Here is a 14567-nt window from a genome sequence, read left to right on the forward strand (position 1 = left end):
CGTTTACGATTGTGCCACGATTTGACTACGTCTAGACGTTAACAAAGGTTGATATATTTGTTATGGTAAAAGGACGTTATTGTTAAATGATAAAGAAATGATTTAAAAGGTATTTAGCCATTTTATTCATTGAGATTTATGTCTCCTCATTCTAAATAACGATTAACTTTAATAAACAATGATGAAGGATTTATTTAGCCACCAGTTATCAGCACAAGCGTAAGACTGCTTATGTTCAGGATATATAACAACGATAAGGAAGCTACTATGAGTGATATTTTTGATGTAAAAGACACGATTGCGGTCGATGGCAAGGAACATACCTACTACAGCTTGCCAGCGCTAACCAAAACCTACGAAAACATCAGTAAACTGCCATTTTGCATGAAAATCGTACTAGAGAATCTATTACGTAACGAAGACGGCGGTCAATCAGTCGGAAAAAACCATATCGAAGCCGTTGCCAACTGGGATGCAGGTGCAGAAGCGTCAAAAGAAATTGCCTTTATGCCAGCACGTGTGGTGCTACAGGATTTCACGGGTGTGCCTTCTGTGGTCGATTTGGCAGCGATGCGTGATGCGGTAGTTGAGCTTGGCGGTAAGGCTGAGCAAATTAATCCGTTCATTCCTAGTGAGCTGGTCGTCGATCACTCTGTACAAGTAGATGCTTATGGCCGTGAAGACGCGCTAGATCTCAACGAAAAAATTGAATTTAAGCGTAATAATGAGCGTTACGAGTTCCTACATTGGGGTCGTAACGCTTTTGAAAACTTCGTTGTCGTACCACCAGCGACGGGTATCGTGCATCAGGTCAACCTTGAGTATTTAGCTCGTGTTGTGATGGCAGCAGATGTCACTGTCGATGGTAAAAGTGAGCTGACAGCTTATCCAGATACGGTGTTTGGTACAGATAGCCATACGACCATGATTAATGGTATCGGTGTACTTGGTTGGGGCGTGGGTGGTATCGAAGCGGAAGCGGCGATGCTCGGTCAGCCATCATCAATGCTAATTCCACAAGTGGTTGGCTTTGAGCTGAAAGGCAAGCTAACTGAAGGTGTCACTGCGACAGATTTGGTATTGCGTGTGGTCGAGATGCTACGTGCGCATGGTGTGGTTGGTAAGTTCGTCGAATTCTATGGCGAAGGCTTACACAGTATGCCGCTTGCAGACCGTGCCACTATTGCTAATATGTCACCAGAGTATGGTGCGACCTGTGGCATCTTCCCTATTGACCAAATGGCGATTGATTATCTGCGTCTATCTGGTCGTGATGAAGCACAAATTGAGTTGGTCGAAAAGTATGCCAAGGCGCAAGGCCTATGGCACGATGCAGATACACCAGCGGCAACTTATTCGAGCAAGTTAGAGTTAAATCTGGCTTCAGTACAGCCTGCACTTGCTGGCCCTAATTTGCCACAGCAACGTATTAATCTGTCTGATATGCACGAAAAGTTTGGTGAAACGTTAGAAAAAATGACCAAAGATCGCAAGTCAGAAGTAGAAGGCAAAGGTCGCTTTGATCAAGAAGGTGGTGAGCAAGAACAAGCTGAACATTTAGCAGCTCAGCCAAAAATGAACGATGATCAAGATGATGGCTATCAACCTGCAAATGGCGTCTTCTCTACTGTTAGTATCGATGAGAAAGATCATAAGCTACGTGATGGCTCAGTCGTAATTGCCGCCATTACCTCTTGTACCAATACCTCAAACCCTGCGGTTATGATTGGTGCAGGTTTAGTCGCCAAAAAAGCAGCAGCCAAAGGTCTGAAAGCCAAGCCATGGGTCAAAACGTCATTAGCACCTGGTTCAAAAGTGGTGACTGATTACCTAGAAAAAACCAAGCTGATGGATGAGCTAGAAAAAACAGGCTTCTATCTAGTAGGTTATGGTTGCACCACGTGTATCGGTAACTCAGGGCCATTGCTTGAAAGTATTGAAAAAGGTATCGAAGAAAACGACCTAGTCGCTGCTGCCGTGCTATCAGGCAACCGTAACTTTGAAGGTCGTATTCACTCACACGTCAAAGCTAGTTATTTAGCGTCACCACCGTTGGTCGTGGCTTATGCGTTGGCGGGCACGGTCGATATCGATATGACCACGCATCCGCTGGGTCAGGACCAAGACGGCAATGATGTGTTCTTAAAAGACATCTGGCCAACGTCAGAAGAGATCAATGAGCTAATTGCCAATAATATCGATGCTGATATGTTCCGCAAAAATTACGGTGAAGTGTTTGCAGGTAGCAAAGCATGGAACGCGATCAGTTCTGCAGATAGTCAGTTGTATCCATGGGATGAAGGGTCAACATATATCAAAAACCCACCGTTCTTTGATGGTATGACCATGGAGCCAGAAGGTATCCCTGATATCGAAGGCGCACGTATCTTAGGTCTGTTCGGTGATTCAATCACTACTGATCACATCTCACCAGCGGGTAATATCGACCCAGACTCACCTGCAGGCAAGTATCTGCAAGAGCGTGGTGTCCTACAAGCCGATTTCAACAGCTATGGCTCACGCCGTGGTAATGATGCGGTTATGACTCGTGGTACCTTTGCCAATATCCGTATCAAGAATACGATGATGGCTGGCAAAGAGGGCGGCTATACCTATTACTTTAATGGTGATAAAGCCACTCTCCAAGATGGTGAAGAAATGGCTATCTATGATGCGGCGATGAAGTATAAAGAAGACAAGCGCCCACTCGTGGTATTGGGTGGTGCGGAATATGGCTCTGGCTCTAGCCGTGATTGGGCTGCCAAAGGTACGATTTTACTCGGTGTAAAAGCAGTATTGACCAGCTCATTTGAGCGTATTCACCGTTCAAACCTAGTCGGTATGGGTGTGTTGCCATTGACCTTTAAAGAAGGTGAAAATGCAGAGACGTATAACTTAGACGGTTCTGAGGTACTTAGTATCACGGGTCTAGACAATGGTGAAAGCAAAACAGCGACAGTCACGGCTACGCGTGCTGATGGCTCAACTGAGAGTTTTGTAGTCAATGTCATGCTACAAACGCCAAAAGAGCGTGAATACGTGCGTCACGGTGGCGTACTGCACTATGTGCTACGTCAACTAGCTGCTGAGAGTAAAAACGCTGCATAAAGGTCAAATAAACTTAGTATGATAAAAAGCCCAATCCCATTCAAAGTAGGGGATTGGGCTTTTTTATTATCTGAGAAAAAGGAAAGCAAATATCTGAAAATCTATTTACTTAACTTATCTGAAGTTCTCATTCCAGCTCTCTTTAAACACTTTATTTAAGAACTGTTCTTTATCGATGCTACCATCATCGTTTAAGCAGCTTTTATCGACAAAAAGGTAGTTTGTCCAACTGATATCAGGAGAAAGTTCATTGATCTCATTTACTATGTCAACTTCACTAATATCAGAGAAATCTCTAGTAATAAGTTTTTGAGCCAGATCTAAAATACGACTTTTTGTTTTATACTCGTAAGAATTCGGATAACCAGAAATTTTATCAAACAGTTTCTCGTAGTTTACATTTCCATCTTCGTGTGCATACTCATCACTCCAGAATATATAGTCACTCCAAAATGGATCGGGAGATAATGTATTTAGTTCAAGGTTTATTTCTATTTGTCTTGGCTCTGAGCATTCCGTGTTGAGTAATTCTTCAAGTAGCAAAGTAAATTTTTTCTTACTATCGTCGTTCATTATTACATCCTCTACTATGTATTCCAATTCTATCAACCCTTCTCAGTCAACAGCTTAATTCCTAGCCCCATAAATACGACACCACTTATTTTGTTCATCATTGATTCAATTTTTGGATTCTCTCTTAGTTTTTTGCTGAACTTTGACGCCAGCAGTGCCAAACACAAGCACCATATAAAGCCAGTAACAGCAAAGGTTAGTCCCAACATTAAAAATGACAGCATGCCGTAAGCATAACTGGAGTCAATAAACTGCGGGAAAAATGCGAGGAAAAATAACGCGACTTTTGGATTAAAGGTATTGGTCAATACACCTTGCTTATATATTTGCCAATGGTCTAGAGGTTTGATGGATTTCGACTTCTCGTCATCCTGCAAACTACTGGCTATCAAAGGCTGCTGTTTACTCATTAGCATTTTGACACCCAAATAGCACAAGTATCCAGCACCAATATATTTAACGAGCATAAATGCCGTAGGAGAGTTAGCAAGCAATACGGATAATCCTAGCGAAGCCAGTAGCGTATGCACCAGAATGCCCGAAGTAATACCTAACACAGAATAAACCCCTGCCGTTTGCCCTTGCGAAATACTACGGGTAATGATGTACATACTGTCCGTGCCTGGGGTTAGGTTTAACAAAATAGCAGCCAAAATAAATCCTAGATAGTTCTCAATCCCGAACATAGCGAATCCCTTCTTTTGATCGCGCAAAAATCCATTATTTATAGCAGCTAGGCACACTTTATAAAAACGCTGGTCACGTCGATGTTAAAGCGTATTAGAGAGGTTGGCAATAGAATAAATTTCTCAATAAATACTGATTTTAGAAACCATAAGACACACTTTACGCTCAGCCCCTGTGAAATGGATAAAACGTAAATATCTTATAAAAATCTCAGATACGGCAGTACCAACTCTGATAATATATCAGGATTAGATAAAACATTTGTTGATAATAAGGATTTGAGATGAAACGTTTGGCTTGTACCGTTGCTGTCTCTCTTTTTGCTATGACTGTTGGGATAAGTGCCGCGCATGCTGAGAGAATTTGTAAAGTAACAGATCCGACTGACACACCATTAAACATTCGCGATGAACCTAATGGCAAGATTATTAATAAGCTGCGTAATGATCGCGAGGTGTATGTCACAGATATCACTTATGATAATAAAAACCGTCCGTGGGTATATTTAGAAGGCTACTACAAGGGCGAGTACAGGCACTGGGGCTGGGCGATTAGAGAGTTTGTCTCTTGTTATGATCGTTAATATGACAACTTACCAATTCTAGGGGATGGTAATATGATTTATAAGTGTGTTTTTACATTTGCTATATCTTTTTTAATTTGCTCGTGTAGCACTGGCATTAACACACCAAACGCAGAAGCTTCTGATAGTAATATAAAAATCGAGAAATATTCTGACGCAAATATAAGAGAAATCGAAATTGGTAAAGCGTTTAGCTTAGATCAAATTAAAAGCATGACCACATTCGACGGTGAATTCAAGAAAATGAGTGACGTTGAGTGTGGCGGTTTTTTTACTGAAGAAGAAATAGGAGAGAGCGGAGAAGAAGCGATTTATCAGTATGGCAATATGGAAGTTGATATCACAGATAATCAGGGCGCTATCATGAAAATAGTGGGCATCCCTGATGGGCTTCGTATTAAATACAATGAACTATTAATCGATAACAACTTCAATCCTAAAAGCTTAAGCCTTGAAAAATTTGAAGTTTATAAAAATAAGGCGACAGTCTCAGACAACACGGTTGGCATAGAGTCTACTGGTATAAAAACAGCCTACGACATTATGTATTCTGTCCGTGAAAAAACTAGTGATAATCTGCTATATCTGAGTTTCCTAGACAACAAGCTGGTTGCTATTAGATTTCTAGTGCAATGTTGATTAATTAATGCTAGATAAAAATCAACAGACATAAAAAAGCCCAGTCACCGTATGGTGACTGGGCTTTTTTATTGTTCGCTTACTAGTCTAATCTAATGCTAAGCAAAAGTGCTAGTAAGTGACGCCAAATAGTGGCGTCCCCAGGGGGATTCGAACCCCCGTTACCGCCGTGAAAGGGCGGTGTCCTAGGCCTCTAGACGATGGGGACGCATAGAGTGTTATAACCAATGGTTACAACGGTACTTCACAATATCAGATAGCTTACAAGTAAGCATTGCCTAGGTGCTGATATCGTCCTACTAGCGAGTATCTATTATAAATTTCAGTAGTACTGAGCATTGCAATAAATAGTATGGTGGAGCTAAACGGAGTCGAACCGTTGACCCCTTGCATGCCATGCAAGTGCTCTACCAACTGAGCTATAGCCCCTCGCTAAGAGTGTGCGTATTTTATGCAAGACCGACAGCCCTGTCAACTACTATTTTAAAAATAATCCATAAATATGCAAAAAAAAGCATTTTAGCCTATTTTAATGGCTTCATAAGGCCAAATTAGCGTGGATTTTGCTTGAGAGAGATTTCTTTGATGGCTTTATCAGTATAAAACTCTTCCTCAGTACAATTAGAGTTGTCATCAGAAAAAATGATGATACAGCACTCAGTAGGGATATATTGACCACCTTTTTCTCTGACGGTTCTGATACCTTTAAAGCCAGTGATGTCAAACCTGCTTAATTTATCTAGATTATGGTTGGTATAACCACAGTAAGTGGTATATATCCACTTTAAATCTTCGAAATCTTGACCCTTTGTCAGGGTAAGCTTTGCATCATAAAGCTCTTTTACGATGGCATCATAATATTTCTGCGCTTCTTTGAGCGTGTTAAAAACATAATCTTTGCTTTCTATCGTGACGGTTTTAGCAGCCATGTTTATTCCAGTTAAGAGGTTTAAAAAGAAAATATCGTTATCTGTAAAACTAGAAATGTGTCCTACTCATAAAGCTCTGTAATTATTGTTGTATTGTATTGTATTTATGACGATTTTGATAAATACATAAGTTATGGCTCAATGACTATTTAAACTTTCCATAATCTATATTAAGTCCATCTTTCTTAACTATGTAGTTCTGAAAATCTGTTCTAGCTTGTAATATAGCATTTCCTGCATCAATAGATTTTTTATAAATTTCTGTCGCCAAGGTTTCATGAACATGTTTTTTTAATGGTTCTCCCTGTATTTTCAATGAAGTGTCACTACTCATTGCATAAGATGAATTGTTGCTAGTAGGGCTCACAGATTTAGAAATATCTCTCATTAAAGGACTAATATATATACTTGTAAACTTACTGCTTAAACTTACTGTTTCATCCATATGTATGACAGTAAGATAATTTATATTTTTATCACTACTATTGAATAGATAGATATTATCTATAATAGTATTGTCATTGTAGTTTATTTGATAGAAATTAATATATTGATCTATTATGGGAATGTAGAAAAACTTATTATAGTTATAAGTATCGCTTCTTTCTAAGAAACTTAGTACGTTATCTACTTTATTAGAAAAACGTTCATTCTGTAAGCATGCTTTGTAAAATTCCTTTTTAGCTTTTTCTGATTTTTTATTTATATAACTTGAATAGAAGTAATCTTGAATACTTCTATGAATGAAAGAGTATTCCAGTCCATCTTTCAATAATAAACAGACAACCGTAGAGAAGTCTTTTAATATATTTTCAGTACTATTTTGTATTTCTTGGCTTGTTAAGCAATCAGATATCATTCTTACTGTTTCAGGTTTACTTAAAACTAGCTTTTCACTGTTCTTAGTGATGAAGCAAAATTCTTCGAATAACCCCTGTAAGGTAGATACATCTAAACCACTATTAAGTTGTCTTCTGAATCCCGCTTTTGTATTATCATGGCGTAAAATTAGTGAATAGAATAAATTTTCATAAAACTCGCTTTGATTTTCTGGTATTGCTAAAGTTGCTTTATATTGCATGACAAAAAGAGTCACCATTAATGGTGTCTTAAGCAAATATTTAATCTGTGTTGAGCTGTTTTTTATAGCTTTTTTTAGAACATATTGAGTCTCTCTATTTGGAATTAGCTTCTCAATTAGCTTGTCCTGCTCAGGGAGTGTATAACTCGATAGTTTGTAAGTTTTAAAATATGTTGATTTTTGAATTTCGGACTCTGGACGAGCACTAATGATGAGTTGCATCTTGGGGTAGCGAACGCACCATCCTTCAATCTCGTTAATTATATTTTGTATCCTCTCATGTGGTATTTCATCGAAACCATCAAGAAATAATACAAGATGACCACTCTGAGCTACTTTATCAAAGTTTTCTTCAGAAAAGAAAGGGATCCAATTGCTGATGGTTGAAGTAATTGCTTCTTCTAAGCTTTGACTATTTTCTAACCTGCGAAGCTCAAAGAAAATTGGAACTTTTTGTCCTTGCTGTGCTTCTTGATAAGTTAAATAACGCATAAAAATAGACTTGCCTTGCCCAACTGTACCTTCTAAAACGATAGATTTTGAATCTATTTTTGAAACAGTGTCTATATTAATACTAACATCGTTAACTCGAGTTGGAACGTAAAATCTATGCAGATCAATACTTTCATCAATTTGATAAAAAGTTTTTACTTTAATTACGTCTGTAATTCTCTTAGATAAGCTTTCAAGTGATTTTTCTATTTTTTGATTGCGAGAACCTTTTAACGCTTCACTGAATGTCCAGCCTAAAGCCTTAGTTAGAGGATCTTTCAATAAGGTAGTTAGGACAGCGGCTGTAACGACCATAAAATATCACCTATTTCATAAATAAATTTTTGTTAAAAAAAGCTATCATAATCGTATAATGATTATGATAGCTTGAACAGTTTTTATAGACTTATTTTTAATGTGTCTGAATTATTCTGCTGTCAAAAAGTCTGGCAATTCTGCCGCTTGCTTTTCAAGCTTTTTCAGTTTCTTTTTACCGAGGCCACCCAGTACATCAACGGCATGACGCAAGCGTGTCAGGGTCATATCAGCACCGATAATCGCCATAGAGTTCATGACGGGCGTCGATGACGTGCTACCAGCGATAGCGATAAAGAACGGCGCCATAAAGTCACGCATCTTAATATCGAGGTGAGCGGCAAGACCTTTTAGCGTAGCGTAGATATTTTCTTCCGACCACGTTGGCAAGACTTCTAACTGCCATAATGACAGCTGTAGCATGTCCATGATTTGCTCAGGTGTGAGCGACTTATGCGTAAAGCTCTCGGCAGTGATAGCGGGTAGGTTCTGGAAGTAGAAACCACTCCAATTTACCGCATCAGACAATAGCTCGATACGTGGTTGAATGGCGGCTGCGATAGCGGTTAGTTTGTCACTATTGCTGGCCCAGTCGAGGATTTTGTTCTTTAATTCTTCAGGGGTGAGGGCGCGTAGCCATTCTGCGTTTAGCCAGTTGAGCTTTTCGATATCGAAGATAGGGCCGCCAAGTGACACACGTTGAATATCAAAGCTAGCAATCATTTCTTCTAAGGTAAACTGCTCAGCATCATTTGGCATCGAGTAGCCCATACGACCGAGATAGTTGAGCAACGTTTCAGGAAGTACGCCCGCATCACGATAGTAGGTGATAGAGGTTGGGTTTTTACGCTTAGACAGCTTTGATTTGTCTGGGTTACGCAGTAATGGCATGTGGCAAAGTACTGGCATCTCCCAACCAAAATATTCATAAAGCAATTGATGCTTAGGCGCAGAGTTCAACCATTCTTCACCGCGCATCACATGACTGATATCCATCAAGTGATCATCGACGACGTTGGCTAAATGGTATGTTGGCATGCCGTCTGTTTTTAGCAGCACTTGCATGTCGACTTGGGTCCAAGGAATCTCAACCGTACCGCGTAGCATGTCATGTACTTGGCAGATGCCTTCGGTAGGCACACGCATACGAATCACATGTGGCTTGCCTTCAGCGACCAGTTTTTCGGTGGTTTCTGGTGCAAGGTGAGCACAGCGACCGTCATAACGTGGCGTCTCGCCATTGGCCATTTGCTCAGCACGCATGGTATCTAGCTCTTCACTGGTACAAAAACAGCGAAACGCATGGTCTTTTTCTATGAGCATCTCGGCGTGTTTGGTATAAATGTCGCTACGCTCGCTCTGACGATAAGGGGCGTGAGGACCACCAATATCTGGACCCTCGCTCCAATCTAGACCGACCCAACGCAGCGCATCCAAAATCATTTGTTCTGATTGCTCGGTTGAGCGCGTTTGGTCAGTGTCTTCGATACGCAAAATAAACTCGCCGCCATGCGCTTTAGCAAAGGCCAAGTTAAATAGGGCGATATAAGCCGTTCCTACGTGAGGAAAGCCAGTGGGTGAAGGTGCGATACGAGTACGGACAGGGCGTGTTGATGCTTGGGTCGATGTTTGGGTCATAGGAATCTCAAAATACGTTTGTTAATGAATGTGTTGGTTAGTAAATTTAGCAGTGAAAGAGGGTAATAAAAAATCGCAATGACAAATATGCATGAAATATTTGAATAAAAAATACGGATGAAACAATAGTCGTCAAAGTAGAAAAATAGCGTAAAATATAGCGCTAGTATAACAGAGAGATAGGATATTTTTAATGAAAAGCCCTTCTAGCGCTTGACTACAGATATATCCTTGCGATAATAATGCTAGGCAAGGCATAACTTGTTTATTTTCATCTGATTTTTTACTATTACTGGCCAACATGGTCGTCATCTATTGAGTTGTTTGTGTCCTTATCAAAGTCTAAGCCAAAATCGAAAGCCAGTCCTTCTGCCGCTGCTGCACTCACTGAGTCAGCACCTAGCCCATCCTCTGTACAGGATGCGTCTACGCAAGATGCCCCTCTGGATGTTACTCAAGCCCGTCATGAGGGCGATATCACGCCTGATGAATTAAGTTTTGTCCACGATGCAGTGCTACTGCAAGAGACTGTCGCGGCAGTGCTCGGTGTAAAATTCTTGCCCAAGCAAACAGACGATAACATCCACGCTGGCTTACAGATGAGCGGTGTGTACGTTGATGCAACCTTTGGGCGCGGTGGACATAGTCGACTACTATTAAGTCAGTTGGCCGATGATGCACAGCTGATTGTTTTTGATAAAGATCCGACAGCCATTAGCGTGGCTCAAGAGCTGGCAAGTACAGATAGCCGCGTGAAAGTGGTTCATGACAGCTTTGCGACATTGACGGACAGTCTAGCAGCCATGGGCATCGTGCAAGTTGACGGCTTGATGGCGGATTTGGGTATTTCCTCACCGCAGATTGATGATGGCAGTCGTGGCTTTAGCTTCATGCGTGATGGTGCGGTTGATATGCGCATGGACACCAGCCGTGGGCAGTCGGTTGCTGAATGGTTGATGAAAGTTGATGATGAAACGTTGGCTAATGTGCTTTATGACTTTGGCGAAGAGCGTCACAGTCGCCGTATTGCACGTGCGATCAAGCAGATGGATAGTTATGAATCGACGCTTGAGTTGGCAGAAGTAATCAAAGTGGCGCATCCGAACTGGCAGCGCGGCAAGCATCCAGCGACTCAGAGCTTTCAGGCCATGCGCATTTTTATTAATAATGAGCTTGGCGATGTCGATGCCTTTTTAGAACAAAGTATCCCAATTTTGAAATCAGGTGGGCAACTGGCTGTCATTAGCTTTCACTCGCTAGAAGATCGCCGTATCAAGCAGTTTTTGCAGCGCCATAGCAAAGGGCAGTACCCAGAAGATGAAAAGCTACCGATGCCGCCCAATCGTCCACGTTACTTTAGCAAGCCTAAACGTGTGGGTCCGAGCAAAGCTGAAACCAGTCAAAACCCACGCTCGCGTAGTGCATGGTTGCGCATGGCAACACGTACGGATATCGACTATCTGCCTGTCGGCGACCAGTAAAGTCTAGATAGTTGGTGCATAAATATCTACTTATTCTAAGTACTTGAACATATAAGTGCTTAGAAATATAAGTGCTTAGAAATATAAGTGTTTAGAAATATAAGTGTTTAGAAATATAAGTGTTTAGAAATATAAGTGTTTAGAAATATAAGTGCTTAGATGTTTCAACGCTCGGGCATGGTATTTGGTCAGCTATCTATTTGTGAAATATGACTGATGTTTTAATGGTTACGTGGCTGTTAAAAACCTGTAAACATTCTCTGCTAGGCTCGACAGTTGCTTTCTTTTTTGTCTGTTTGGTTTTACCTTTATCTTTTCTGATGGTGCTGATGGCTCATGAGTGTTGCATCACTCATAGACGGTTATCGCTTTTTATATTTTGAAGTTCAATTTTTGAGATCGTCATGGCAATATCTGACAAACCGACAAAACGTCGCGCCGCACCGCCCTATAATAACGATATCGGCGAACTATTTGTGCGCCGATTTAATGTGGTCAGTATCTATGTGGCAGTGCTATTGATAATAGCTGCCGCGATTGTGTGGAGCGGTATCAAAACAGCCGAAGGTGTTCAGCAATATCATCAGGACTATAAAACTTTGCAAGACATGAAAAAACAAGAGCGTAAGCTACAAGTTGAGCACCAGCGCTTGCTCATTGAACAACAGACATTTAGTGCGACACCGCAAATTGCTAGTCGTGCTGTGTCTGAGTTGGGTATGTTCTCACCAACCCTCAAAGACAAGCTCATTATCCAGCCAGGAGCCGCTACGGTATTGGTACCAGTGGACACTAGCGATTCAGATGACGAAGAGTCATACGCTGTTGGACCACGGGCTTCTACGGATTTGTCTCCTGATGTTGCGGAAGCGGAGGCAGGACAATGAGTGATAAAAAACCTAATACTGGTGTCAAAAAACCTGTCAAAACTACCAGAAAAAAACCAGCCAGTGGCAAGGTCACCAAGCCATTACGCCCTGCTAGCGCGGCTAAATCTGGACAAACAAGCAGCAAGCCTGAAAAACAATCTTCTGGTAATCGTAAAGCCAAACTGTTTGATCGCCTAAAAAAGAACGAAGATAAGGGTGCCTATACCAGCGTCAAAAACCAAAAAGCCAAAAGAGCATTTTTAGGTAAGGCATCTGGTGCGTCCTCCCGTGGTGGCTTTGAGCATGATAAAAATCGCTTCCGTACTATTTGGGGTATCGCACTGGTCGTATTGGGGTTACTCATAGCTCGTGCATATTATTTGCAAGTCGCTAATGCCCAGTTCTACCAAGATAAAGGTAATGAGCTTATTACCAGCGTGCGTACGCAAAAATCCTATCGTGGCATGATTACCGATCGCAATGACTTGCCATTAGCCGTCAGTGCGCCACTCGCAACCGTGTCTTTTAGTCCGCATGATTATTCGCGTGAATATTATGAGCTAAAGCGGATTATTCTTACCAACCCTAGCAGTCCACAATTACAGGCGCGTATGCAAAAGCGTCTAGACAATATGGATTTGACCACGCTTGCTGCTGCTGCCAATATCTCAGTCGACGAGTTAAAGAAAGTCACCGCCATTGATGACAGTATCGATGTCACTGACGAAGAAGCAGTGAAAGCAGCGCTGCCATCGGGCGCAGGCTCACATTATCTGCCATTGTTGAATAAAGTAACGCCTGAGATTGCTCAGAGTGTCAGCTCGCTTGACTTCCCTGGTATCTATGAAAAGAATTTCTTTCAGCGCTATTATCCGCAGCCACAACCAAATTCGCAGTTATTGGGCTTTATGGGACAAAGTGCTAGCGACCCTGAAGGTGGTTACGAAGGTCGTGCCGGTATCGAGCGTCAGTATGAAACTGAGCTGGCAGGTGATGATGGTAAAGTATTGGTATTAAAAGATGCCAAACAAAACAGTCTAAAAGAAATTAAGCAAATTGAACCAGAAATACCGGGCAAAGATGTGGCGTTGACTATTGATTCGCGCTTGCAGTATTTGCTTTATAAAGAGCTAGAAAAAGCAGGCCGTTTGCAAAAAGCACGGTGGTCGACGGGTATGATCGTCGATGTGCAAACGGGCGAAGTGCTCGCACTGTCGACATGGCCATCATTTAATTCAAACAACTTGAATGAGATGACTGGTGAGAATCAACGTAACCGTGCGCTTCTTGATGTGTTTGAACCGGGTTCAGTAATGAAGCCATTTACGGTTGCTGCCGCCTTGGATTCTGGTAAATACACACCGACCTCTTTAATCGATACCAATCCTGGATCTATTCGTGTTCGTGGCTATACCATTCGTGATCATAATAATCTGGGTATGATTAATCTGGCAACGCTATTACAGAAATCTAGTAACGTGGCCTCTACCAAGATTGCGCTATCACTGCCAGCCGATGCTATTAGTAATATGCAAAGGCAGTTTGGTTTTGGTTCGAAGACACCATTAAAATTCCCTGGTGAAGGAAGTGGTCTGGTCGTGACACCAAAAGAGAAAGAGACAGCACGCCGTGCAACTGTCAGTTATGGTTATGGCCTACAAGTGACGCTGGCGCAGGTGGCGCAAGCTTACTCAGCGCTAGCCGCAGGTGGCGTCATGCACCCATTGACCCTAATCAAAAATGATAAGCCGCTACCGAGCAAGCGTATCATGGCGCATGAAAAGGCAATGTCGATTGTTCAAATGCTAGAAAGTGTCACCGAGCAGGGTGGTACAGCCAAAGCCGCTGCTATCGATGGTTACCGTGTCGCTGGTAAAACAGGTACATCGCGCCGTATCAATCCAGATGGAGGCTATTATACTGACCAGTACCGCAACGTCTTTGCTGGTATGGCGCCAGCGTCCAATCCAAAGTTAGTCGGTGTGATGCTCATTGAAGATCCACGTGGTCAAATTTATGCTGGCTTGACGGTAGCACCTGTATTCCATAACGTCATGAAAGAGGCGCTACGTTTATATAATGTACCTTTAGACAAGCCGTTAAAAACGGAAGAGCCATAGCAGTAAAAGTGTAACTGACCGTTTTTCAATGTTTAGCGCTTAATTATTCGAT

At 41.7% G+C, this 14567-nt stretch carries 11 protein-coding genes and 2 tRNA genes; 6 read left to right on the plus strand and 7 right to left on the minus strand.

All coding sequences use genetic code 11. The annotated features are described in order from the left end of the window. Positions 1-267: 267 nt before the first annotated feature. Positions 268-3108, plus strand: a complete 2841-nt coding sequence (acnA, locus tag I6E84_RS10965) for an aconitate hydratase AcnA (RefSeq protein ID WP_197218016.1) — start codon at positions 268-270, stop codon at positions 3106-3108. Positions 3109-3222: 114 nt separating this feature from the next. Here acnA and I6E84_RS10970 read toward each other — a convergent pair whose 3' ends face one another. Together I6E84_RS10970 and I6E84_RS10975 are read right to left on the minus strand one after the other, a co-directional pair. Next, a complete protein-coding gene (locus I6E84_RS10970) occupies positions 3223-3681 on the minus strand; it encodes a hypothetical protein (RefSeq protein ID WP_197218017.1) in 459 nt (152 codons plus the stop codon). 32 nt (positions 3682-3713) lie between these two features. Continuing rightward, positions 3714-4367: a LysE family translocator gene (locus tag I6E84_RS10975; protein ID WP_197218018.1), complete on the minus strand. Its 654-nt coding sequence runs from the start codon at positions 4365-4367 to the stop codon at positions 3714-3716. 284 nt (positions 4368-4651) lie between these two features. On the opposite strand from I6E84_RS10975, the gene I6E84_RS10980 reads away from it, so the two are divergent. Together I6E84_RS10980 and I6E84_RS10985 are read left to right on the plus strand one after the other, a co-directional pair. Continuing rightward, positions 4652-4951: a hypothetical protein gene (locus tag I6E84_RS10980; protein ID WP_197218019.1), complete on the plus strand. Its 300-nt coding sequence runs from the start codon at positions 4652-4654 to the stop codon at positions 4949-4951. A gap of 33 nt (positions 4952-4984) precedes the next feature. Next, a complete protein-coding gene (locus I6E84_RS10985) occupies positions 4985-5590 on the plus strand; it encodes a hypothetical protein (RefSeq protein ID WP_197218020.1) in 606 nt (201 codons plus the stop codon). A 132-nt stretch (positions 5591-5722) separates the two neighbouring features. Here I6E84_RS10985 and I6E84_RS10990 read toward each other — a convergent pair. From I6E84_RS10990 to gltX, 5 genes are all read right to left on the minus strand, one after another. Beyond that, positions 5723-5798, minus strand: a tRNA-Glu gene (locus I6E84_RS10990). A gap of 145 nt (positions 5799-5943) precedes the next feature. Further along, positions 5944-6019 (minus strand) — tRNA-Ala (locus tag I6E84_RS10995). Positions 6020-6141: 122 nt separating this feature from the next. Then, positions 6142-6519 (minus strand): hypothetical protein, encoded by a 378-nt coding sequence (locus tag I6E84_RS11000; RefSeq protein ID WP_197218021.1) that lies wholly within the window; start codon positions 6517-6519, stop codon positions 6142-6144. Positions 6520-6664: 145 nt separating this feature from the next. Continuing rightward, complete coding sequence (locus tag I6E84_RS11005; RefSeq protein ID WP_197218022.1) at positions 6665-8407, minus strand: NACHT domain-containing protein; 1743 nt, start codon at positions 8405-8407, stop codon at positions 6665-6667. 111 nt (positions 8408-8518) lie between these two features. Beyond that, positions 8519-10045, minus strand: a complete 1527-nt coding sequence (gltX, locus tag I6E84_RS11010; protein ID WP_197218023.1) for a glutamate--tRNA ligase — start codon at positions 10043-10045, stop codon at positions 8519-8521. A 443-nt stretch (positions 10046-10488) separates the two neighbouring features. Between gltX and rsmH the strand changes: the two genes are divergently transcribed. From rsmH to I6E84_RS11025, 3 genes are all read left to right on the plus strand, one after another. Next, positions 10489-11526, plus strand: coding sequence for a 16S rRNA (cytosine(1402)-N(4))-methyltransferase RsmH (rsmH, locus tag I6E84_RS11015; RefSeq protein WP_197218125.1), 1038 nt, complete (start codon positions 10489-10491; stop codon positions 11524-11526). A gap of 404 nt (positions 11527-11930) precedes the next feature. Beyond that, positions 11931-12413, plus strand: coding sequence for a cell division protein FtsL (locus tag I6E84_RS11020; protein WP_197218025.1), 483 nt, complete (start codon positions 11931-11933; stop codon positions 12411-12413). Beyond that, positions 12410-14515 carry a peptidoglycan D,D-transpeptidase FtsI family protein gene (locus tag I6E84_RS11025; protein WP_197218026.1) on the plus strand — a complete coding sequence of 702 codons (2106 nt, stop codon included), beginning with the start codon at positions 12410-12412 and terminating at the stop codon, positions 14513-14515. The genes I6E84_RS11020 and I6E84_RS11025 overlap by 4 nt, the downstream gene beginning before the upstream one ends. The last annotated feature ends 52 nt before the right edge of the window (positions 14516-14567 follow it).

The organism is Psychrobacter sp. SCQQ22, assembly GCF_015864605.1.
GTDB lineage: Bacteria > Pseudomonadota > Gammaproteobacteria > Pseudomonadales > Moraxellaceae > Psychrobacter > Psychrobacter fozii.

What these genes read in the sequence shown, in the direction of transcription:
- acnA (WP_197218016.1), top strand. Translation starts at nt 268, where the DNA reads ATGAGTGATATTTTTGATGTAAAAGACACGATTGCGGTCGATGGCAAG.
- I6E84_RS10970 (WP_197218017.1), bottom strand. Translation starts at nt 3,681, where the DNA reads ATGAACGACGATAGTAAGAAAAAATTTACTTTGCTACTTGAAGAATTA.
- I6E84_RS10975 (WP_197218018.1), bottom strand. Translation starts at nt 4,367, where the DNA reads ATGTTCGGGATTGAGAACTATCTAGGATTTATTTTGGCTGCTATTTTG.
- I6E84_RS10980 (WP_197218019.1), top strand. Translation starts at nt 4,652, where the DNA reads ATGAAACGTTTGGCTTGTACCGTTGCTGTCTCTCTTTTTGCTATGACT.
- I6E84_RS10985 (WP_197218020.1), top strand. Translation starts at nt 4,985, where the DNA reads ATGATTTATAAGTGTGTTTTTACATTTGCTATATCTTTTTTAATTTGC.
- I6E84_RS11000 (WP_197218021.1), bottom strand. Translation starts at nt 6,519, where the DNA reads ATGGCTGCTAAAACCGTCACGATAGAAAGCAAAGATTATGTTTTTAAC.
- I6E84_RS11005 (WP_197218022.1), bottom strand. Translation starts at nt 8,407, where the DNA reads ATGGTCGTTACAGCCGCTGTCCTAACTACCTTATTGAAAGATCCTCTA.
- gltX (WP_197218023.1), bottom strand. Translation starts at nt 10,045, where the DNA reads ATGACCCAAACATCGACCCAAGCATCAACACGCCCTGTCCGTACTCGT.
- I6E84_RS11020 (WP_197218025.1), top strand. Translation starts at nt 11,931, where the DNA reads ATGGCAATATCTGACAAACCGACAAAACGTCGCGCCGCACCGCCCTAT.
- I6E84_RS11025 (WP_197218026.1), top strand. Translation starts at nt 12,410, where the DNA reads ATGAGTGATAAAAAACCTAATACTGGTGTCAAAAAACCTGTCAAAACT.